The sequence below is a fragment of the Hydrogenovibrio sp. SC-1 genome (genome assembly GCF_002848135.1).
GTDB lineage: Bacteria > Pseudomonadota > Gammaproteobacteria > Thiomicrospirales > Thiomicrospiraceae > Hydrogenovibrio.
Genome location: NZ_PKGB01000016.1, coordinates 1 through 20,339 on the forward strand (window position 1 = coordinate 1; position 20,339 = coordinate 20,339).

At 43.1% G+C, this 20,339-nt stretch carries 22 protein-coding genes; 19 read left to right on the forward strand and 3 right to left on the reverse strand.

Going from position 1 to position 20,339, the window contains the following annotated elements; all coding sequences use genetic code 11:
* The 8 genes from CYQ88_RS08885 to CYQ88_RS08920 form a co-directional block, all read left to right on the forward strand.
* Positions 1–777: preprotein translocase subunit SecY (locus CYQ88_RS08885; RefSeq protein WP_143483778.1), on the forward strand; the 777-nt coding region annotated here is incomplete at its 5' end.
* Between the two features lie 100 nt (positions 778–877).
* Positions 878–1,234 (forward strand): 30S ribosomal protein S13, encoded by a 357-nt coding sequence (gene rpsM / locus CYQ88_RS08890; RefSeq protein WP_101841005.1) that lies wholly within the window; start codon positions 878–880, stop codon positions 1,232–1,234.
* Positions 1,235–1,254: 20 nt separating this feature from the next.
* Positions 1,255–1,644: a 30S ribosomal protein S11 gene (rpsK, locus tag CYQ88_RS08895; RefSeq protein ID WP_101841006.1), complete on the forward strand. Its 390-nt coding sequence runs from the start codon at positions 1,255–1,257 to the stop codon at positions 1,642–1,644.
* A gap of 16 nt (positions 1,645–1,660) precedes the next feature.
* Positions 1,661–2,281 carry a 30S ribosomal protein S4 gene (rpsD, locus tag CYQ88_RS08900; protein WP_101841007.1) on the forward strand — a complete coding sequence of 207 codons (621 nt, stop codon included), beginning with the start codon at positions 1,661–1,663 and terminating at the stop codon, positions 2,279–2,281.
* Positions 2,282–2,306: 25 nt separating this feature from the next.
* On the forward strand, positions 2,307–3,296 hold the full coding sequence (rpoA, locus tag CYQ88_RS08905) for a DNA-directed RNA polymerase subunit alpha (RefSeq protein WP_101841008.1): 990 nt from the start codon (positions 2,307–2,309) through the stop codon (positions 3,294–3,296).
* A 16-nt stretch (positions 3,297–3,312) separates the two neighbouring features.
* Complete coding sequence (gene rplQ, locus CYQ88_RS08910; RefSeq protein ID WP_101841009.1) at positions 3,313–3,699, forward strand: 50S ribosomal protein L17; 387 nt, start codon at positions 3,313–3,315, stop codon at positions 3,697–3,699.
* Positions 3,700–3,728: 29 nt separating this feature from the next.
* A complete protein-coding gene (locus CYQ88_RS08915) occupies positions 3,729–4,481 on the forward strand; it encodes a TatD family hydrolase (protein WP_101841010.1) in 753 nt (250 codons plus the stop codon).
* 1 nt (position 4,482) lies between these two features.
* Positions 4,483–5,214 carry a ThiF family adenylyltransferase gene (locus tag CYQ88_RS08920; protein ID WP_101841011.1) on the forward strand — a complete coding sequence of 244 codons (732 nt, stop codon included), beginning with the start codon at positions 4,483–4,485 and terminating at the stop codon, positions 5,212–5,214.
* On the opposite strand, the gene CYQ88_RS08925 is transcribed toward CYQ88_RS08920, so the two are convergent.
* Entirely contained in the window at positions 5,211–5,987 is a 777-nt protein-coding gene (locus CYQ88_RS08925) for a DUF2927 domain-containing protein (RefSeq protein WP_101841012.1), read from the reverse strand. The genes CYQ88_RS08920 and CYQ88_RS08925 overlap by 4 nt on opposite strands.
* Positions 5,988–6,088: 101 nt before the next feature.
* On the reverse strand, positions 6,089–8,914 hold the full coding sequence (gene uvrA, locus CYQ88_RS08930) for an excinuclease ABC subunit UvrA (protein WP_101841013.1): 2,826 nt from the start codon (positions 8,912–8,914) through the stop codon (positions 6,089–6,091).
* 291 nt (positions 8,915–9,205) lie between these two features.
* Here uvrA and CYQ88_RS08935 point away from each other — a divergent pair, with 291 nt between their 5' ends.
* The 3 genes from CYQ88_RS08935 (at position 9,206) to CYQ88_RS08945 (ending at position 12,032) form a co-directional block, all read left to right on the forward strand.
* Complete coding sequence (locus tag CYQ88_RS08935; protein ID WP_101841014.1) at positions 9,206–10,600, forward strand: MFS transporter; 1,395 nt, start codon at positions 9,206–9,208, stop codon at positions 10,598–10,600.
* 73 nt (positions 10,601–10,673) lie between these two features.
* Complete coding sequence (gene ssb / locus CYQ88_RS08940) at positions 10,674–11,285, forward strand: single-stranded DNA-binding protein (protein ID WP_101841015.1); 612 nt, start codon at positions 10,674–10,676, stop codon at positions 11,283–11,285.
* 123 nt (positions 11,286–11,408) lie between these two features.
* Positions 11,409–12,032, forward strand: a complete 624-nt coding sequence (locus CYQ88_RS08945) for a hypothetical protein (protein WP_101841016.1) — start codon at positions 11,409–11,411, stop codon at positions 12,030–12,032.
* A gap of 21 nt (positions 12,033–12,053) precedes the next feature.
* Here the strand turns inward: CYQ88_RS08945 and ispB are convergent, their stop codons facing one another.
* Positions 12,054–13,019 (reverse strand): octaprenyl diphosphate synthase, encoded by a 966-nt coding sequence (gene ispB / locus CYQ88_RS08950; protein ID WP_101841017.1) that lies wholly within the window; start codon positions 13,017–13,019, stop codon positions 12,054–12,056.
* A gap of 260 nt (positions 13,020–13,279) precedes the next feature.
* Here ispB and rplU point away from each other — a divergent pair, with 260 nt between their 5' ends.
* From rplU to erpA, 8 genes are all read left to right on the forward strand, one after another.
* On the forward strand, positions 13,280–13,594 hold the full coding sequence (rplU, locus tag CYQ88_RS08955) for a 50S ribosomal protein L21 (protein WP_101841018.1): 315 nt from the start codon (positions 13,280–13,282) through the stop codon (positions 13,592–13,594).
* Positions 13,595–13,688: 94 nt separating this feature from the next.
* Positions 13,689–13,946 (forward strand): 50S ribosomal protein L27, encoded by a 258-nt coding sequence (gene rpmA / locus CYQ88_RS08960; RefSeq protein WP_101841019.1) that lies wholly within the window; start codon positions 13,689–13,691, stop codon positions 13,944–13,946.
* A gap of 167 nt (positions 13,947–14,113) precedes the next feature.
* On the forward strand, positions 14,114–15,160 hold the full coding sequence (gene cgtA / locus CYQ88_RS08965; protein WP_101841020.1) for an Obg family GTPase CgtA: 1,047 nt from the start codon (positions 14,114–14,116) through the stop codon (positions 15,158–15,160).
* A 2-nt stretch (positions 15,161–15,162) separates the two neighbouring features.
* Positions 15,163–16,299 carry a glutamate 5-kinase gene (proB, locus tag CYQ88_RS08970; protein WP_101841021.1) on the forward strand — a complete coding sequence of 379 codons (1,137 nt, stop codon included), beginning with the start codon at positions 15,163–15,165 and terminating at the stop codon, positions 16,297–16,299.
* Positions 16,300–16,608: 309 nt separating this feature from the next.
* Entirely contained in the window at positions 16,609–16,899 is a 291-nt protein-coding gene (locus tag CYQ88_RS08975; protein ID WP_101841022.1) for a co-chaperone GroES, read from the forward strand.
* Between the two features lie 52 nt (positions 16,900–16,951).
* A complete protein-coding gene (gene groL, locus CYQ88_RS08980; RefSeq protein ID WP_101841023.1) occupies positions 16,952–18,592 on the forward strand; it encodes a chaperonin GroEL in 1,641 nt (546 codons plus the stop codon).
* Positions 18,593–18,724: 132 nt separating this feature from the next.
* Entirely contained in the window at positions 18,725–19,774 is a 1,050-nt protein-coding gene (gene argC / locus CYQ88_RS08985) for an N-acetyl-gamma-glutamyl-phosphate reductase (RefSeq protein ID WP_101841024.1), read from the forward strand.
* A gap of 122 nt (positions 19,775–19,896) precedes the next feature.
* A complete protein-coding gene (gene erpA / locus CYQ88_RS08990) occupies positions 19,897–20,238 on the forward strand; it encodes an iron-sulfur cluster insertion protein ErpA (protein WP_101841025.1) in 342 nt (113 codons plus the stop codon).
* Positions 20,239–20,339: the final 101 nt, after the last annotated feature.

Below are 20,339 nucleotides of genomic sequence, written 5' to 3' on the forward strand. Positions count from 1 at the left end.
GGAAATGGTATTTCCTTGATTATTTTCGCCGGGATCGTTGCTGGATTACCTTCTGCACTAGGTGGTACATTTGAGCAAGTTAATACAGGTGCAATGCATGCCATAACAGCATTTGTTCTATTGGCTTTGGTCTTTGTTGTGATTGCATTTGTTGTTTTTGTAGAGCGTGGACAAAGACGTATTCCTATACATTATGCGCAGCGCATGCGTGGTCGTAAAATGTATGGCGGTCAAGAAGGTCATCTGCCACTAAAATTAAATATGGCGGGTGTTATTCCCCCTATCTTTGCTTCAAGTATTATTTTGTTCCCAGCAACACTGGGTGGTTGGTTCGGTACAGCTGAAAACATGGGATGGCTTAAGGATATTGCCACAACGATGTCTCCCGGTCAGCCTTTATATATTATGTTTTATGCAATGGCGATTATTTTCTTTTGTTTTTTCTATACAGCAATTGTTTTTAATCCCAATGAGACAGCAGACAACCTTCGAAAGTCTGGAGCATATATTCCTGGAATTCGACCAGGACAACAGACTGCCAGAAGAATAGATACCATTATGAGTCGATTAACTCTAGCAGGTGCAATTTACATTACGCTTGTATGTTTATTGCCTGAGTTTTTGATCTTATATTGGAATGTACCTTTTTATTTTGGGGGTACATCTTTATTGATTATTGTGATTGTTGTGATGGATTTTATGACGAACATTCAAGCCCATCTTCAATCTGGTCAATATGAAAGTATGATGAAAAAAGCAAATCTAAAGGGTCGGTAAGTTTTAATTGGTTGATAATTAAAGGTTACTACTAGTAATTAATCCATAAAATGAGTATAATCGCTCGTTTTTTGGTAGATGGATAGTTAAGGAGCGCAAAATGGCTCGTATTGCCGGCGTAAATATACCAGTTAACAAGCATGTTGTAATTGGATTGAGATCGATCTACGGTATTGGACAGACCACTGCACAGAAAATTTGTTCAGATGTCAAAATTGATCCAACTACTAAAGTTCGTGAACTGACAGAAGAACAGTTAGAAGCACTTCGTTCCGAAGTGACTAAGTTTAAAATTGAAGGTGATCTTCGTCGTGATGTAACTATGAATATCAAGCGATTGATGGACATGGGATGTTATAGAGGAATTCGTCATCGTCGTAGCTTGCCTTTGAGAGGCCAGCGAACCAAAAATAATGCTCGTACTCGTAAGGGTCCTAAAAAACCTATTAAGCGTTAAGCATAAATTAGAGATTAGATATGGCAAAAGCAAATTCACGTGTTAAAAAGAAAGCAAAACAAGTTGTAACTGACGCAGTTGCACATGTACATGCAACCTTTAATAACACCATCGTGACAATTACTGACCGTCAAGGGAATGCCTTATGTTGGGCAACATCTGGTGGCAGTGGTTTCCGTGGTTCACGAAAAAGTACGCCTTTCGCGGCTCAGGTTGCAGCAGAGCGTGCTGGTCAGATGGCCACAGAGTATGGTGTTAAAAATATGGATGTTATGGTTAAAGGGCCAGGCCCTGGACGTGACTCAGCAGTTAGAGGACTTAATAGTGTAGGTTTCAAAATCAGTTCAATTTCTGATGTAACTCCTATTCCTCATAATGGTTGTCGTCCACCTAAAAAACGTCGTGTTTAAAATTCAGAGGTAGAAGATGGCTAGATATATTGGTCCAAAATGTAAACTATCACGTCGGGAAGGTACAGATCTTTTCTTGAAGAGCGGTGTGAGAAGCATCGAATCTAAATGTAAAATTGATCAACTTCCAGGGCAGCATGGTGCGGGTCGTAAACGTGTTACAGAATATGGTTTACAGTTAAGAGAAAAACAGAAAGTTCGTCGTATGTATGGCGTTCTTGAAAAGAAATTTCGTTTGTATTACAAAGAAGCTGATCGACGTAAAGGGTCAACAGGTGTTAACTTGTTACAACTTTTAGAAAGTCGCTTAGATAACGTTGTTTATCGTATGGGATTTGCATCTACACGTGCTGAAGCACGTCAGTTGGTATCTCATAAGTCGATTCAAGTGAACGGAAAGGCCGTGAATATTCCTTCTTTTGAAGTTTCGGCTGGTGATGTCATTAGTATTAGAGAAAAATCACGTAATCAAACTCGTATTGCTACTGCATTAGAACTCAATGCTCAATCTACAAATGTTGGGTGGGTAGAAGTGGATGCCAGTAAGTTTGAAGGCGTTTTTAAATCTGTACCAGATCGTACTGATTTATCTGCGGATATTTCTGAGAACTTAATCGTTGAGCTTTACTCTAAGTAACCCATAGAAACGGAGATAACTTCTAATGCAAGAGATGTTAGAGCAGCTACTGACACCACGTCTGGTAGATATTAAAACAATTAGCGGTTTTAATAGCCGTGTCACTCTTGAGCCTCTAGAGCGTGGTTTTGGTCACACTTTGGGGAATGCTTTAAGAAGAATCTTATTATCTTCTATGCCGGGTGCCGCCATTGTTGAAGCTCAAATAGATGGCGTTTTGCACGAATATTCTTCAATTGAAGGTGTTCGTGAAGATGTTCTAGAGATCATGTTAAATCTCAAAGAAGTCGCAATTAAACTAAACGAATCGTCTGAGGCAGAACTCACCTTATCTAAGAAGGGTCCTGCTGTCGTTACAGCTGGAGATATTCAGCTAAACCACGATACTGAGATTATGAATCCTGACCTAGTGATTGCTCACTTAGGTGAGGGTGCAGAGCTTTCAATGAAGTTGAGAGTGGAGAAGGGTATTGGTTATCGCGCTGCTGTTCAATCAACGGATGCGGACTCTTCTAGTATCGGTGCTTTAAAACTCGATGCCAGTTTTAGCCCTGTTAAAACAGTCAGCTATGAAGTTCAAAATGCGCGTGTTGAACAACGAACGGATCTTGATAAGCTTATTCTTAATGTTGTCACTGATGGGACACTTGACCCAGAAGAGGCTATTAGACAAGCTGCTACGGTTCTACATTATCAATTAATTGCATTTGTTGACCTTAAGCACAAAGAAATTGTGGTTCAAGAAGAAGAAGAGAATGAATTTGATCCCATTTTCTTACAGCCAGTTGATGATTTAGAGTTAACAGTTCGTTCTGCTAATTGTTTAAAAGCAGAGCAGATCTACTATATTGGTGATTTAGTTCAAAGAGCTGAGTCAAGTTTGTTAAAAACCCCAAACCTTGGTAAGAAATCTTTGCAAGAAATTAAAGATGTTCTTGCACAACGAGGACTAGGTTTAGGTACCAAGCTCGAGAACTGGCCACCTTCAAGTTTGGTCAGTAGAGAGTCAGTATAATTTAAAGGAAACTACCATGCGTCATCGTAAAAGTGGTCGTAAATTAAATCGCAATAGTTCACATCGTAAAGCGATGTTTAGCAACATGTCCGCCTCTCTCATTCAACATGAGTTGATTAAGACAACGGTTGCTAAAGCAAAGGAATTGCGTGGTGTTGCAGAGCCGCTAATTACATTAGCGAAGCAAGACAGTGTTCATAACCGTCGTATCGCTTTTTCTCGTTTGAGAGATAAAGCTGCTGTCGGGAAATTATTTTCAGAGTTAGGTCCTCGCTACGAGGCTAGACCTGGTGGGTATATTCGCATTTTAAAGTGCGGTTATCGTCCAGGTGACAATGCCCCAATGGCTTATGTTGAACTGGTTGATCGACCAGAAGCAACAGATGAAACATCTGAAGATTAAATTATAAACCAGCGAAAGCTGGTTTTTTTATGTCTAGATTATTTGATACCCATTGCCACCTTCTTGCCGTACAATTCAATACTGATTCAGGAACATCCTTAATCCTTCCTTCAGATATTGATTTCCTTAGTGTCGGTACGGAGCCCAAGGATTGGCAAAACACTCTTTCACTCTCTAAAACATACCATCAAGTCTCTGGGGCTATTGGCTTGCATCCTTGGTTTGTAAATGATAACTATCGCTTACATTTACAGTCACTAGAATATCTCATAGTTAACAACTCAACAATAAGCGCAATAGGTGAAATTGGTTTAGATTTTTCAAGCAAGTTCCTGCCCTATAAAAAACAACAATTATCAGTATTTGAACATCAGTTAAGATTAGCTGTCCAAAATGACTTGCCAGTCTCCATTCATTGCTACAAAGCACACAATGAAACGTTACATCTACTAAATGAATGTGCAGGGTTCGGATTTATGCATGGTTTTGCTGGCGGTAGCCAGATGGCCAAGCAATTTATCAAGCAGGGAATGCTTATAGGTGTCAATGGCGTGTTACTCAATCCAAATGCAAGGCGCTATCATCAAATGGTACAAGAGATAGGGTTAGCCAGCTTGGTTCTTGAGACAGATGCCCCTTATGGAAAAAACTTGCCAGCGAGTAACCCATTTGATGCTTTATTACTAATAGCCGAGAAAGTAGCAAGTTTATTAAGTTGTTCTGTTGATGAGGTGATTGACCAAACACGTTATAATGCGCAACAAGTTTTGATGAGGAAGTGATATGCAGGCATTATTTGAAAGAAGTTTATTGGTTTTTGATGAACAGGGAATTGCTCAGTTACAAAAATCACATGTACTCGTTGCGGGTGTTGGCGGTGTTGGTGGTTTTGTTGCAGAGGCTCTGGCAAGAGCGGGTATTGGCAAATTAACGTTGATTGATCATGATGTTGTTTCACCCTCAAATTTGAACCGTCAAATTGTGGCCTTAAATTCTACTTTGGGACAGCCTAAAGTCGAAGTCATGGCGAAGCGTATTTTAGACATTAATCCACAGTGTGAAGTGACGTTGGTTAAAAGCTTTTTAAAGCCAGAGGATATGACATCTGTCTTATCTAGTCAGTTTGATGCCGTTGTTGATGCCATCGATAGTTTGAACTGCAAAGTGGCTTTGGTTGCAACGGCTTATCAACAAGGATTGAAAGTCTATTCAAGCATGGGGGCCGGCCGCAGAATTGATCCTAGCCAGATCACAATAACTGATATTTCAAAAACGCATACTTGTGCTTTAGCTCGTAATATGAGGCAAAGGTTAAAAAAACAGGGGATTAAAAAGGGGATTCCAGTTATTTTTTCACAGGAACTTCCTATGCGCCCAGGGCCAATGGAGTCCATTGAGGGGGCTAGAGGACGGGTTGTTAATGGAACGGCGAGTTATATGCCAGGTATATATGGTTTGATGCTTGCAGGGTTGGTTATCAAAGATATTGCCTCCACAGCTCAGCAGAAAACTTAGTTAACTAACGGATAAAGGCCTGAACGATTGACAATAAAGGGTGCGCGTTTGATGGTTCGGTTTTTTTCCCATTTAATCAACATCTTCTTAATAATCGGTTGGATTTGTTGAGCTTTCATACCCGGTGAAAGTGCTTCAGAATATAGTAATTTTAATAAGATATAATCCAAGCCAGTGAGTAACTCAATTTTACTTTTATCATTTGCAATGCTTGGGAAGACCCAGTCAGAATCATTTGGTAAGCCCATAATCTGTGTCGTCTCTTCAACGATACAGGCAACTAATAGTCCATCCCCCATCACTCTATCAACCGGAATAATAACGGTAGCATGCGTGATTTCACTACGTCGATTGACTTGGAAACTCCCCATGCAGTTACTGTCCTGTGCCAAATTTTTGATCGCACTTTGGGTAAAGCGTTTGATCGCAGTCGCGTAATAATTTCCCTGAGTAAAAATAATATTCAAATTAGCAGTTGTCTGTGAGGGCTGGATGGGGTGTTTAGTGATTTTCTGTAAATGTTTGAGTTGAGCGGTGATTAAATTATTGATGAGAGGGTTGGGGGGCATTTTCAAAAATTCTACAGAATAATGTATTGGCTTTTGCCATCGAATTAACTGTTGATGGCTTGGGTTAAACTCATTTTTGAGTGCCACTTCCAGAAAGGCTTTCTGAATATAGTCAATGGATTGCCATTTTTCGTAGAGGGGCTTGGCAGCCAATTGACTACAATAGAGTAAGGCGCAAAATAAAGGAACGAGTTTAATGGGCATTCACCTATTGCCCTAAAAAGCGTTTTGAATTTGAAGGTATTGAAATCAACAAATCGTATCCTAGCTTTTGCGTTTTAGCCCGCAAAAATGACCAGGCCTGGTCATTTTTGAGAAGGGGGTTTATTGAGCATGATATTTAAGTAATACCCCGTGTGAGAATCGGGTTGGGATGCAAGCATTTCTGGTGTGCCTGTCGCAATGATATACCCTCCGCCTGACCCACCTTCCGGCCCAAGGTCAATAACCCAATCTGCCGTTTTGATCACGTCCAAATTGTGTTCGATAATGACAATAGTATTTCCTTGATCACGTAGATTTTTAATGACTTTCAATAATAACTCTATGTCATGAAAATGCAAGCCTGTTGTGGGTTCATCTAAAATGTAGAGGGTGTTGCCGGTATCTCTTTTAGATAGTTCCTTAGCAAGCTTAACTCTTTGAGCTTCCCCACCAGAAAGTGTCGTCGCGCTTTGTCCCAGTTTTATATAGCCTAAGCCCACTTCCATGAGCATATTCAGCTTTCGAGCAAGCACAGGGATGGCATCAAAAAAGGCGCGGGCATCTTCAACCGTCATGTCGAGAATCTCATGGATGTTCTTACCCTTGTATTGGATCTGTAAAGTCTCGCGGTTATAGCGATGACCATTGCAGACATCACAGGCGACATATACATCCGGCAAGAAGTGCATCTCCACCTTAATCACACCATCGCCTTGACAAGCTTCACAGCGTCCACCTTTAACATTGAAGCTAAAGCGTCCAGGGGTATAACCTCGGGTGCGAGATTCAGGGGTGGCAGCTAATAATTCCCTGATCGGTGTAAAAAGGCCGGTATAGGTCGCTGGGTTAGATCGGGGAGTACGTCCAATCGGGCTTTGATCAATATTGACCACTTTGTCAAAATGTTCAAGACCAGTAACCGCTTGGTAGGGTGCAGGCTCAAGTTGCGCTTTATTAAGGGCATTTGCGGTAATTTTATAGAGTGTTTCATTAATAAGGGTCGATTTACCTGAGCCAGAGACGCCTGTAATACAGGTCAGTAATCCCGCAGGAATTTCCAAATTGACATCTTGTAAATTATTTCCGGACGCCCCTGTGATTTTCAACCAATTTTGGGGTAGGGACAGGCGCTGTTGTGGGATTTCAATGGCCTTTTTGCCGGTCAGATACTGCCCTGTTAAGGAGGCCTCTGTTTGCATCACAGCTTCTGGCGTGCCTTGTGCAATGATGCGTCCTCCATGAATACCCGCACCAGGACCAATATCCAACACATAATCGGCTGAACGAATCGCATCCTCATCATGTTCGACCACAATCACAGTATTGCCCAAGTCTCTTAAATGATTGAGCGTGCTTAAGAGGCGGTCGTTGTCTCGTTGGTGTAATCCAATTGAGGGTTCATCGAGTACATACATTACGCCAACCAGTCCTGCGCCGATTTGGCTGGCAAGGCGGATGCGCTGTGCTTCCCCTCCTGAAAGGGTATCCGCACTTCGGTTTAGATTCAGATAGTTTAAGCCGACATTGACTAAAAAAGATAAGCGACTGTGAACTTCTTTAATAATTTTTTTAGCGATTTGCCCTTTGCTACCCTCCAGTGAAAGTTGTTGAAAAAACGCATGGAGCTCACCAATCGGTTGAGAGGTTAACTCAGGTAACGTATTTTCTGCCACAAAGACATTGCGTGCGGATTCATTTAGGCGAGTTCCACCGCAGCTATGGCAACGGTGGGAAACTCGGAATTTTTCCAACTCATCACGAACGGATTTGCTTTCCGTTTCTAAGAGCCGGCGCTCCATATTGGGAATAACCCCTTCAAAACGGCGAGTATCAGCATAGCGGCCGTGGGGTAACGGCAGTTTTTCCTTACCAGAACCATACAATATTATCTCTTGCTGACCAGCTGTTAGTGCTTGCCAAGGGGTTTCCATATCGAATTGGTAATAATCAGCAACGGCTTTGAGTAGGTCGTAGTAGTATTTGTGGCGACGATCCCACCCCCGAATAGCCCCCCCTGCAAGACTAAGCTCAGGGTGTATGACAATTTTATCGGCATCAAAGGTTTGTTTGACGCCCAATCCGTCACAAGCAGGACAAGCTCCATGCGGGTTATTGAACGAAAATATTCGGGGTTCCAACTCAGCAACAGAGTAACCGCACTCTGGACAAGAAAAACGTTCTGAAAACACCAAACGGAAATCGTCATCAGAATCCATAGGCAGTACCAGTGCAATGCCTTCAGCCAAGTGGAGTGCCGTTTCAAACGATTCTGCTAAGCGTTGTTTAATGTCTTCCCGAACTTTAAATCGATCGACCACCACTTCAATATCATGTTTGAGGTTTTTATTGAGCGCAATAGACCCATCTAGCTCCATGAGTTTGCCGTCAATGCGGGCGCGTAAGTAACCTTGTGCCTGTAGTTCATCAAGCAAATTTTGATGCGAGCCTTTTTTGCCTCTGACAATGGGTGCAACCAAAAGGCATTTACTGCCTTCCGGTAAGGCTAACGTGTGGTCTACCATTTGGCTAACGGTTTGTGCGACTAAATCACAATGGTGTGTTGGGCAGCGAGGAGTGCCGGCTCTTGCATAAAGGAGTCTTAAATAATCATAAATCTCCGTGACGGTTCCGACCGTAGAGCGGGGGTTATGGGAGGTTGATTTTTGTTCAATCGAAATCGCGGGAGATAACCCTTCAATATGGTCAATATCCGGTTTTTCCATCACTGAAAGAAATTGGCGTGCATAGGCCGATAATGACTCGACGTAACGTCTTTGACCTTCTGCATAAATCGTATCGAAAGCCAATGAAGATTTTCCTGAACCCGACAAGCCAGTAATGACTATTAGCTTATCCCGTGGTAAGGTCACATCAATATTTTTGAGGTTATGGGTGCGAGCCCCTCGGACAATAATTTCTTCTAGCATTCGTCGCCAGCCTTATGGTGAAGCAAAACCGTTATTATAGCAAAACCAAGTGTTGCACAGGGTTATAAAGCAGTGCCAAACGATAGGCTGATATTCCAAATAATAGGGGTCGATTTTTAATCAGAAGTTTGAGTCTGGGGCAAAATGTGTTCCCATACCTAAAATCCCTTTAACAGTGATATAATGCCGAACTTTCAATGTGCCGATATCGAAGGGTAGAGTATCAATGATCATTCTAGACTCGATGACAAAAGGTGTTAGTTAATTTCGCCATAAATAGGACCGTATTTGATGTTAGAACAGCGTCGCCAGATGAACCCCGTTGAGAGAAGGGCTGCCTTCTCTATTGCAGGAATTTTTTCAACCCGAATGCTAGGGTTGTTTATGATCTTTCCCGTTTTCGCACTGTTTGCTCAACAAGAGTTCGAAGGGGTTACCGGAACTCAAATTGGGATAGCCATTGGTATTTATGGATTAACGCAAGCGGTATTGCAAATCCCTTATGGAATGTTGTCAGATCGGTTTGGTCGTAAACCGCTCATTATTGTTGGTATGTTGGTGTTTATGGCTGGTTCCATTATCTGTGCCTTAGCTGACTCAATTGAGATGATGATTTTAGGTCGTGCAATCCAAGGGATGGGTGCAGTCGCAGCTGTTTTAATGGCAACGGTCGCGGATTTAGTGTCGGAACAGTTCCGGTTACGGGCTATGTCGATTGTGGGTATCACGATTGGTTTGTCTTTTACCGCCTCGCTGGTTGCTGGCCCTGTTTTGGGAGAGCTTTTTGGTGTTAGAGGGATTTTCTGGATTATTGCAGGCCTGGGCGTTTTAGGCATCTTTTTAGTCCTGTTTGCAGTCCCTGCGATTACCAGTCAATCCTTTCAAAGAGAGGCTGAAGCCGACCCGAGTCAATTTAAAGACGTCATCAAAAATCCACAATTATTGCGTTTAGATATCGGTGTGTTCGTGTTGCATGCAACCTTAACCGCCATGTTTATTGCGGTTCCTTTTATGATTCGTGACCTGGCTGGTCTCAACTCATTAAGTCATTGGGAATTGTATTTGCCAGTGATGTTGTTGTCGTTTGTTTTAATGGTTCCGTTTATTATTCAAGCAGAATCTAAAGGTAGAATGAAACCCATTTTTGTGGGGGCTATTTTAACCATCGCCCTAATGCAGCTGGCGTTGTTGTATGGTGCATCTGGGTTTTGGACGCTTTTCTTGTGGTTATTAATCTTTTTTACCGCTTTTAATTTGCTTGAGGCATCGCTACCTTCTTTGGTTGTTAAGCTGTCGCCAGCTGATAAAAAAGGAACGGCCAGTGGTGTCTATTCCAGTAGTCAATTCTTTGGCGCTGCGGCGGGAGGCTTTATTGGCGGCTGGTTTTATGAGATGTATAGCCTGGAAGGACTGTTCTTATTTACCGCGGCTATCGGATTCGTCTGGTTTGTTATGGCTCAGTCCATGGCCAATCCATTGCCGTTAAGCATTGCCTCAGTACATTACTCGGTCAAATTATCTGATGCGGAACAGGAGCAGCTTAGCGAAAAACTGCTCTCTTATGATGGCGTGCATGAAGTGGTGTTTGTGATGGCTGATCAGCGCGTTTACTTTAAAATTGATCGAAAGAAAATAGATGAAATAGGTTTGGTTGCCTATCTTGAAAAAGGATTGAACGAAGCTTGATTTAAAATCGCATACCCTTTTTGCTGTTAAAAAGGTATGATTTAACACTTAAAAAAGAACATGGAGAAGAACGATGGCAAGAGGTGTCAATAAAGTAATCTTGGTCGGAACCCTTGGTAGAGACCCAGAGGTCAAGTATGCGGCAAATGGAAACGCGATAGCGAATTTAAATGTTGCGACCTCTGAGCAGTGGAATGATAAGGCCACAGGGCAAAAGCAAGAAAAGACCGAATGGCACCGAGTGGTCATCTTTGGTAAGTTGGCAGAGATTGCAGGTCAGTATCTAACCAAAGGTGCTCAGGTTTATTTAGAAGGGAAACTACAAACCCGAAAGTGGCAAGATCCGAATACCGGTCAGGATCGCTATTCCACCGAAGTCGTGCTCGACTTCAATGGTCAGATGCAAATGCTGGGCGGTGGCAATCGTCAAAGTGGTGGTGATGCGCCCTATGATGCAGGTCAAGGTCATGATAATTTTTCAGCACCTGGTGCAGGTATGAATGCGCCGGGTGGTCAGCCGAGACCACAGCCGCAACAGCAGCAGGCTGGAGGATTTGGTCAAGTCCCTCAGCACCAGCAGCCAGCACAGCAAAATTATGGTGGCCAACCACAACAAGCCTCACCAGCGCAGCAGGTTCCTGCTTACACGCCCAATGACTTTGACGATGATGATGTTCCATTCTAGGGTTGCATGGCTCAATGGTTGAAAAAGAATTACAAGAAACCCCTTTTAAAGGGGTTTTTTTATGGATGATTTGACTCAAGCTAGTGGGGTTTTGGCCGATATTGTACATAGAGGTCACGAATTATGAGTAAATCGAATATCACACCGGCATTACGGTATTTTTTCAAAAAATTAGAACGTAAATCGGACGAGTTTTATCAAGTCGAACAGGGTCGAAATGTCAAAGCGAACGAAGTGCCATTTGATGAGGTTGAACGGTTTGCAAGAGCCATTATGACTCAGAATATCTTTATTCATACGGTGGGCATTAATGGAAAGCATGAGTCCACTATTTTAACCAAAGCCATGTTTAGTATTAATAAAGTGGTTAGGCTTTATTACAGTACAACCTTGGATGAAAATAATCAGGGGTATATTCGTATTCGTCCTGATAGTGTTCAACAGCTGATTCTGGTTGAACGCTTGCATGGTTTTAGGCCAACACCAGAATTGCTCTATGCCAGTCTGGATGAATGTCATGTGATCCGGTTTTTTATCAGTTGGCTAATGCGTCGCATTGATTGGGATAAGACGAAGGTGTCTAATCTAGACTTGTATAAAGAGTTTGTGGAAATTGAGCGTAAAGAAATTGAAGACGAAATTGCGGTTCAGCAAGTGGAGAAACAGCAGGCTGAATTAAAGTCGGCAATTAAAAAGCATTTCCCCGATCAGAAAAAGGTGCCGACTAAAGTCTTGTCCGACAAATAACGACTTCAGCTGATGGAGAGCTTAGTGGTTGCGATGAATCGCAAGGTTTGCTAACGAGATTAAAGCGTTTTTGTATGAAGAGTCAGGAAAATCTGAAATGGCTTGTTTGGCTTTTTTCACCTCTTCAGCAGCAACTTGTTGGGTGTAATCAATCGCGCCAGTTCTTTGAATAGCTTCAGTGACTTCTTTTAATAGCGAAATGCCTTCTGTCTCAATGGCTCTACGGACTAGTAATTTGTCTGCTTCTGTGCCGGTTTCCAAGACATAAATTAACGGGAGCGTGGGTTTGCCTTCGGCTAAATCATCGCCTAAATTCTTACCAAGTGTAGAGGCATCCGCCATATAATCGAGAGCATCATCGATAAGCTGAAAGGCGGCACCTAGGTGGCGTCCATATTCAGTTAAACAGTTTTCGAATTCCGGTGTTTCGGCAAGGACGGCGCCAAGATGGGTTGCGGCTTCAAATAGTTTTGCTGTTTTTCGATGAATGACCTCCATATAGCGCTCGGTTGAGGTATCTGCATCATGACAGTTTAAAAGTTGGAGTACTTCGCCTTCAGCAATAACATTGGTGGTTTCGGATAAGATTTCCATGACGCGCATATTGCCGGGTTCAACCATCATTTCAAAAGAGCGCGAATACAAAAAGTCTCCAACAAGTACGCTGGCCGCATTGCCCCAGACTTCGTTTGCTGTTTGGTTGCCTCGACGGGTCGTTGATTCATCGACCACGTCGTCATGTAATAAGGTAGACGTATGGATAAACTCAATCACGGCTGCCAGTGTCAGGTGATGTTGGCCTTGGTAGCCACAAGCTCTTGCTGTGAGTAGAACCAGTAATGGTCTTAAGCGCTTGCCGCCACTATTAATGATGTAATGACCAATTTGATTGATCAGGACAACATCGGAAGCCAATTTTGACAAGATCAACTGATCTGTGGCTTGAATATCATCTTGAATGAGGGCGCGTATTTCAGAGAGTGTCATAGTATTATGAGTTTAAATTAAAACCAATCTCGTTAAAACGCTAAAGTGTAGTATGAATTGCATGATAAGCAAAGCTGTAATTGTTTTTTTGTCAAAAAAAATCATAGCGAAAGCAAGCCTGGTCCGAAAAAGAAAATATTTTTATAATGAAGTTTGACCTGGTGCTTAAAACCATATATAATCCCGCCTTTGCCGTTTCTGACGGTGTGAAAAACAGAATTATTGAATTGGAATATTAACAAAACCGGGAGTTTCCAAATATGTATGCGGTAATTAAAACCGGTGGTAAGCAATATCGTGTTCGTGAAGGACAAGTGATACGCGTTGAGTCCCTAAATGCAAACGAAGGGGATACCGTAGAATTTGATCAAGTCATGATGGTTGGAGAAGGTGCTGACATTCAGTTGGGTGCACCTCTTGTTGAAGGGGCAAAGGTTGCAGCGACTGTTAAAGAAAACGGTCGTGGTAAAAAAGTCACCATTATCAAGTTCCGTCGTCGTAAAAACAGATCACGCACTAAGCAAGGCCATCGTCAAAACTATACTGAAGTTGAAATTACAGGTATTTCAGCTTAATTTTAACGTTTTATTTTTTAGACGTTATTCGATTAATTGAAACTTGATCTTGTTTCTGAGTAGGGAACAAGCAGGTTAAATAGGAGATGTCACCATGGCTCATAAAAAGGCTGCAGGTAGTACTAAAAACGGTCGCGATTCCAATGCCAAACGATTGGGTGTAAAACGTTTTGGTGGTGAACAAGTTTCAGCAGGAAGCATTATCGTACGTCAGCGTGGGACTAAGTTTCATGCGGGCACGAACGTTGGTCGTGGCAAAGATGATACTTTGTTTGCAAAAGAAAGCGGTGAAGTTGCTTTTGTTACCAAAGGTAAGCCACTTCGCACTTATGTAACCATTCAAACAAACTAAGAAATCTGTTTAAATGGTTCTAAAAAAACCCCGGCTGGTTCGGGGTTTTTTTGTTTCTGATCAAAAAATTTGTCAAGGTTGGTTAAAATAGGGCTTTACGGGGTTCTTGTAGCGCTGCGGCGTAGTCGAAGCCTTATAACGATTTCAATTCACTTAGGATTTATATCATGCAATTTGTAGATGAAGCCAGTATTCGGGTTCAAGCGGGGCGAGGTGGAAATGGCGTCGCCAGTTTTCGTCGTGAAAAATACATCCCGTTTGGTGGGCCAAATGGCGGCGATGGCGGCGATGGTGGCAGTGTCTATTTAATTGCAGATCGTAATATAAATACATTGGTCGATTTTCGTTATACGCATGATTACAAAGCGCAAAATGGCCAATCGGGAATGGGGCAGCAAAAAACCGGAAAGGCAGGTCAGGACTTAGAAATTCCTGTACCGGTTGGAACCATTGTTCGAGATATTGATACTCAAGAAGTTATTGGTGATTTGGTCGAGCACGAGCAACGGTTATTGGTGGCGCAAGGCGGGCGGCATGGACTAGGTAATATTCACTTTAAAAGTAGCACGAATCGAACGCCTCGCCAATTTACACCTGGTGAACCAGGGGATGAGCGGAATCTTGGACTAGAATTGGCGGTGCTAGCGGATGTGGGATTACTAGGTCTACCGAATGCTGGAAAATCGAGTTTAATTACCGCGGTTTCGGCAGCCAGACCTAAGGTAGCCAATTATCCTTTTACAACGCTCTATCCTAACCTAGGTGTGGTGAGAGTTTCTCCAGAATCCAGTTTTGTCATTGCGGATATTCCTGGACTGATAGAAGGTGCTTCTGAAGGCGCTGGACTTGGGGTGCAGTTTTTAAAGCACTTGTCTCGTACGGGGTTGCTGCTGCATGTGGTTGATATTGCGCCCATGGATGAGTCTGATCCAGTGGAGGCGGTACGTATTATTGAAAGAGAATTAGAAGCCTATAGTCATGAGCTGTCCGATAAGCCCCGTTGGTTGGTCTTAAATAAGACCGATCTGTTGCTAGAAGAAGAAGCGAATGAAGTTTGTGAGCAAATTATTGACCGTCTAGACTGGACCGATCCCGTCTTTCAAATTTCAGCAGTGAATCGTGAAGGAACCGAATCCTTGGTGAAAGAAGTTGCTTTTGGCTTGGAACAAAACCGGTTGAAAGCACTTGAAGAAGCGCATTCGGAGTCTCGCTAACCATGTTAACTCGTACCGATATTTCCAAAAAATCCCGTCGTTGGGTGGTTAAAATTGGCAGCGCATTACTCACCAATGATGGTCAGGGTTTAAATCGCGCCGCTTTGGCGCAATGGGTTGTGCAAATGGTGGCGTTGCGTGAACAGGGAATTGAATTGGTAATCGTTTCCTCGGGTTCAGTTGCAGAAGGTATGCAACGTTTGGGTTGGGTAAAGCGTCCCTCGGCCATTAACGAGCTTCAGGCAGCAGCAGCAGTTGGGCAGATGGGGTTGGTGCAAGCCTATGAATCGGAATTTGCAAAAAATGGTATTCATACTGCACAAATCCTGATGACGCATGATGACTTATCCAATCGGGCACGTTATCTCAATGCCTCTAATACCCTTCAGACACTACTAGAACATGGTGTTGTTCCTGTCATTAATGAGAATGATACGGTGGTGACGGATGAAATACGGTTCGGAGATAATGATACGCTTGCAGCATTAACGGCGAATTTAGTTTCAGCGGATGTTTTGGTTATTCTGACCGATCAGCAAGGCCTTTATGACGATAATCCCCGTTCAAACCCTCAGGCCAAGCTCATTACTGAGGCTCAGGTCAGTCGTAAAGATATTGAAACCATGGCCAGTCCTGAAGGCGGGCATTTAGGTAAGGGTGGGATGTATACCAAGGTTATGGCTGCGAAGCGTGCAGCGCGCTCAGGTACAGCAACCTATATTGCCTCTGGTCGAGAGGATAACGTCTTGCCTCGGTTGCTTTCCGGTGAAGTCGGTTTGGGAACCTTGTTGATTCCAGACTTAGAGCCAATGACGGCTAAAAAGCGTTGGTTAGCTGGACACTTGCAGGCGAAAGGACAGTTGGTGCTAGATGAAGGTGCTGTCAAAGCACTGCAATCCTCAGGAAAGAGTCTATTGCCAATTGGGGTTGTGGGTTTTTCTGGGCAGTTCAAACGAGGTGAATTGGTTATTTGTGTGAATGAGCATAACCAAGAAATCGCTCGTGGTTTAGTGAACTACGCTTATTTTGAGGTGAAGCAGATTATGGGGCATGCGTCTGCTGAAATTGACGGTTTATTAGGTTATAGCGAAGGTGAGTTTTTAATTCATTGCGATAACTTGGTGATAGCTGAACAGTAAATTTTCTTTTTTGTCGTGAAATCCGCTTTAGCATTTTCTATTTGTCAATATCTATAGTAACCAGGCCTGGTTACTTTCAATGCCATTTTTGCCGGTATTCCACTCTTTTTTCGCTCTGAGCTGGTTCGGAGTCCGCATAAATCAGTTATTTTTTCAATCTGTCTCTTGAAAATAATTTGTTTGTCACTATAAGGGTTGACACTGATTCATCAATCAATAAAATAATTAGCACTCTCTGTGATAGAGTGCTAATTTAACTGTATTTGGTAGTCTAACACCTTGAATTATTTATTTTATTAGGAGAAATACATGAATATTAAACCGCTACATGATCGTGTTGTGATTCGACAAGTAGAAGAACAAAAAGAATCAGCTGGTGGGATTTTATTGCCCGGCTCAGCACAAGAACAAGAAAATATGGGTGAAGTGGTTGCCGTTGGTCCAGGTAAAGCAGCTGACAGCGGTTCGATTGTTGCCATGACGGTCAAAGTGGGTGACAAAGTCATGTTTGGACAATATTCTGGTCAGGAAGTAAAAGATGATAAAGGCGATACGCTAAAAGTGATGCGTGAAGACGATATTATCGCAATCATTGACTAAGTGACCTATCGATTCATAATCGGTTAACGAATTAATAGAAAGGATTTAAAAGATGGCAAAAGATGTAAGATTTGGAATGGATTCCCGAGAAAAAATGGTTGAAGGTATCAATATATTAGCGGATGCCGTAAAAGTCACGCTAGGGCCTAAAGGTCGTAATGTGGTGATTGAAAAATCATTTGGCGCGCCTGCAGTGACTAAAGATGGTGTTACTGTTGCCCGTGAAATCGAACTTGAAGATAAGTTTATGAATATGGGCGCACAAATGGTTAAAGAAGTCTCTTCTCAAACCAATGATGTCGCCGGTGACGGGACAACCACTGCAACCGTATTAGCACAATCGATTGTTCGCGAAGGAATGAAATCCGTTGCTGCCGGAATGAATCCGATGGATTTAAACCGTGGTATTCATAAAGCGGTTGATGCTGTTGTTGAAGAAATTAAACAAATGGCCGTGCCTTGTACTTCTTCGGCTTCGATTGCTCAGGTCGGAACGATTTCTGCAAACTCAGATGCTGCGGTTGGTAAGATGATTGCTGATGCAATGGAAAAAGTTTCCACTGAAGGGGTTATCACCGTTGAAGAAGGTTCTTCACTCCATGATGAATTGGTTGTGGTTGAAGGGATGGAATTTGACCGTGGTTATCTATCACCTTACTTTGTGACCAATCAAGAAAAAATGGTTGCCGAGTTGGAAAATCCATATATTTTGTTACATGACAAGAAAATCTCCAATATCCGTGATTTATTGCCAACCCTAGAAGCCGTTTCTAAAGCTGGACGTCCGTTATTAATTATTGCGGAAGATGTCGACGGTGAAGCGTTAGCAACATTGGTTATTAACAATATGCGTGGCATCGTTAAGGCCACCGCAATCAAAGCCCCTGGTTTTGGTGAGCGTCGTAAAGCGATGTTGCAAGATATGGCTGTTTTAACTGGCGGAACCGTGATTTCTGATGAAGTTGGGTTGACACTGGAAAATGTCACCTTAGATATGCTAGGTGAAACTAAGTCTGCTGTTGTAGCGAAAGACAGTACTAAGCTGATTGATGGTGCCGGTGCTAAAGCCGATATCGAAGCACGTTGTGCACAGATTAAATCTCAAGTTGAAAATACCACTTCAGATTACGATAAAGAGAAGCTTCAGGAGCGTTTAGCTAAATTATCCGGTGGTGTGGCTGTTATCAAGTTGGGTGCAGCGACTGAAATGGAAATGAAAGAGAAGAAAGATCGTGTTGATGATGCATTGCATGCCACACGTGCTGCGGTTCAAGAAGGTATTGTTGCCGGTGGTGGTGTTGCCTTGGTTCGTGCTCGCGCTAAAGTAGATGTGAAAGGGGATAACGATGACCAGCAAGTTGGGATCGAAATTGCCTTACGTGCGATGGAAGAGCCTATGCGTCAAATCGCTGCAAACTGTGGTCTAGAAGGGTCTGTTATCGTAAACAAGGTAATGGAATCGGCTGAAAACATTGGTTTTGATGCTGCATCTGAAACTTACGTTGATATGGTTGAAGCCGGAATCATTGATCCAGCTAAAGTCACGCGTTCTGCATTACAAAACGCTGCGTCTGTTGCTGGTTTAGTGTTAACAACTGGTGCAGCCATAGCGGATTTACCATCTGCTGATAATGGTGCAGATGCCGCTGCCGGTGGTATGGGCGGCATGGGTGGTATGGGCGGCATGATGTAACTTAATCGCTCATCACTTGATGTTCAAAAAGCCCCTCTTGGTTGAGGGGTTTTTTTTGAACTCAAAAAGCTGAGATTTCGTTAGAAACCTATCAGTGATAGAATAAGGCTTCATCTAAATGGAAGAAACCGAATGGAACAAGTGACATATAAAGTAGGAATTGTTGGGGGGACTGGCTACACCGGTGTCGAACTTTTGAGATTACTGGCAAACCACCCTGCAGTGGACGTGGTCGCCATTACATCGCGCAGCGAAGCGGGGATGTCTGTCTCCGATTTGTATCCAAATTTACGAGGCTATTACGATTTGGCTTTCTCGGAGCCCTCTGAAGCCGTATTGTTAGGGTGTGATGTGGTGTTTTTTGCAACCCCTCATGGTGTTGCGATGGAGATGGCCCCGAAGTTAATCGCCGCTGGCGTCAAAGTCATCGATTTAGCGGCTGATTTCCGAATAGAAGATATGGAAACCTTTTCCAAATGGTATGGTTTAGAGCATAGCTGTCCTGACGTTATGTCAGACGTGGCCTATGGATTACCAGAACTCTTTCGAGATCAAATTCGGCAAGCCAAAGTGGTTGCGAACCCTGGGTGTTATCCGACCAGTATTTTGTTGGCTGCTGTGCCTTTATTGCGGTCAGGCCTGGTCAGTTTAGATGGTGTTGTTGCTGATGGTAAGTCTGGTGTCAGTGGTGCGGGTAGAGGTGCCAATGTGGCGATGTTGGGTGCGGAAATGAGTGAAAGCTTTAAAGCTTATGGGGCAAAAGGGCATCGTCATCTACCTGAAATGAAAGAAAAGCTTCACCAACTTGTCGATCAACCCGTTGATTTGACCTTTGTGCCGCATCTGGTACCGATGGTTCGGGGAATGGAGTCGAGTGTGTATTTGACGTTAACTGCCGATGCCAGTGAAGCGGCACTACATTCAATATTGGAGACCACTTATGAAGATGAGCCTTTTGTGGATGTGATGCCATTGGGGAGCTTGCCAGAAACAAGGATGGTCAAAGGGTCGAATATGTGTCGTTTGGCTGTTTATCGTCCCCAAGGTGGTTCAAAGGTTGTGGTGTTGTCCGTGATTGATAATCTAGTGAAAGGCGCAGCCGGTCAAGCCGTGCAGAATATGAATATTCTCTTGGATTTGCCTGAAACGCTTGCCTTAGAACAGGTTGCACTCATGCCGTAGTGGGTTGCTTGTGGTGGCAAGACTCTCAGGGTGTTATCACTTTATTGTGTTTAGATTCGTGACGGCTTGCAATGCATTTGTTACAATTGTTTTTTAGATTGCCATTCAGTTAGGAGACGATCATGTCTGAAATGCCAACCCCTGTTAACTTTACCGAAGCAGCTGCTGAGAAGGTCAGTGGATTAATTCAAGATGAAGGTAATCCTGAATTAAAATTACGTGTCTATATTACGGGTGGGGGCTGTTCTGGATTCCAATATGGCTTCACGTTTGATGAGTCCCAAACAGAAGATGATACCGTTGTCGAAAAAGAAGGTGTGAAGCTTATGATTGATCCAATGAGCTTTCAGTACCTTGTCGGTGCTAAAATTGATTATGTTGAAGACTTGCAAGGCGCGCGCTTTGTGATTGAAAATCCAAATGCCACCACCACCTGTGGTTGTGGTTCCTCTTTTGGTGTTTAACGAAACTCAGTACACCAAGGCAAATCGATTATTTTAACCAAGCGCACAGTTTCTCACTAGCGCTTTATGCTTGGCTCATGCCTGATTGAAAGCAGCCAGCA

What these genes read in the sequence shown, in the direction of transcription:
- rpsM (WP_101841005.1), top strand. Translation starts at nt 878, where the DNA reads ATGGCTCGTATTGCCGGCGTAAATATACCAGTTAACAAGCATGTTGTA.
- rpsK (WP_101841006.1), top strand. Translation starts at nt 1,255, where the DNA reads ATGGCAAAAGCAAATTCACGTGTTAAAAAGAAAGCAAAACAAGTTGTA.
- rpsD (WP_101841007.1), top strand. Translation starts at nt 1,661, where the DNA reads ATGGCTAGATATATTGGTCCAAAATGTAAACTATCACGTCGGGAAGGT.
- rpoA (WP_101841008.1), top strand. Translation starts at nt 2,307, where the DNA reads ATGCAAGAGATGTTAGAGCAGCTACTGACACCACGTCTGGTAGATATT.
- rplQ (WP_101841009.1), top strand. Translation starts at nt 3,313, where the DNA reads ATGCGTCATCGTAAAAGTGGTCGTAAATTAAATCGCAATAGTTCACAT.
- CYQ88_RS08915 (WP_101841010.1), top strand. Translation starts at nt 3,729, where the DNA reads ATGTCTAGATTATTTGATACCCATTGCCACCTTCTTGCCGTACAATTC.
- CYQ88_RS08920 (WP_101841011.1), top strand. Translation starts at nt 4,483, where the DNA reads ATGCAGGCATTATTTGAAAGAAGTTTATTGGTTTTTGATGAACAGGGA.
- CYQ88_RS08925 (WP_101841012.1), bottom strand. Translation starts at nt 5,987, where the DNA reads ATGCCCATTAAACTCGTTCCTTTATTTTGCGCCTTACTCTATTGTAGT.
- uvrA (WP_101841013.1), bottom strand. Translation starts at nt 8,914, where the DNA reads ATGCTAGAAGAAATTATTGTCCGAGGGGCTCGCACCCATAACCTCAAA.
- CYQ88_RS08935 (WP_101841014.1), top strand. Translation starts at nt 9,206, where the DNA reads ATGTTAGAACAGCGTCGCCAGATGAACCCCGTTGAGAGAAGGGCTGCC.
- ssb (WP_101841015.1), top strand. Translation starts at nt 10,674, where the DNA reads ATGGCAAGAGGTGTCAATAAAGTAATCTTGGTCGGAACCCTTGGTAGA.
- CYQ88_RS08945 (WP_101841016.1), top strand. Translation starts at nt 11,409, where the DNA reads ATGAGTAAATCGAATATCACACCGGCATTACGGTATTTTTTCAAAAAA.
- ispB (WP_101841017.1), bottom strand. Translation starts at nt 13,019, where the DNA reads ATGACACTCTCTGAAATACGCGCCCTCATTCAAGATGATATTCAAGCC.
- rplU (WP_101841018.1), top strand. Translation starts at nt 13,280, where the DNA reads ATGTATGCGGTAATTAAAACCGGTGGTAAGCAATATCGTGTTCGTGAA.
- rpmA (WP_101841019.1), top strand. Translation starts at nt 13,689, where the DNA reads ATGGCTCATAAAAAGGCTGCAGGTAGTACTAAAAACGGTCGCGATTCC.
- cgtA (WP_101841020.1), top strand. Translation starts at nt 14,114, where the DNA reads ATGCAATTTGTAGATGAAGCCAGTATTCGGGTTCAAGCGGGGCGAGGT.
- proB (WP_101841021.1), top strand. Translation starts at nt 15,163, where the DNA reads ATGTTAACTCGTACCGATATTTCCAAAAAATCCCGTCGTTGGGTGGTT.
- CYQ88_RS08975 (WP_101841022.1), top strand. Translation starts at nt 16,609, where the DNA reads ATGAATATTAAACCGCTACATGATCGTGTTGTGATTCGACAAGTAGAA.
- groL (WP_101841023.1), top strand. Translation starts at nt 16,952, where the DNA reads ATGGCAAAAGATGTAAGATTTGGAATGGATTCCCGAGAAAAAATGGTT.
- argC (WP_101841024.1), top strand. Translation starts at nt 18,725, where the DNA reads ATGGAACAAGTGACATATAAAGTAGGAATTGTTGGGGGGACTGGCTAC.
- erpA (WP_101841025.1), top strand. Translation starts at nt 19,897, where the DNA reads ATGTCTGAAATGCCAACCCCTGTTAACTTTACCGAAGCAGCTGCTGAG.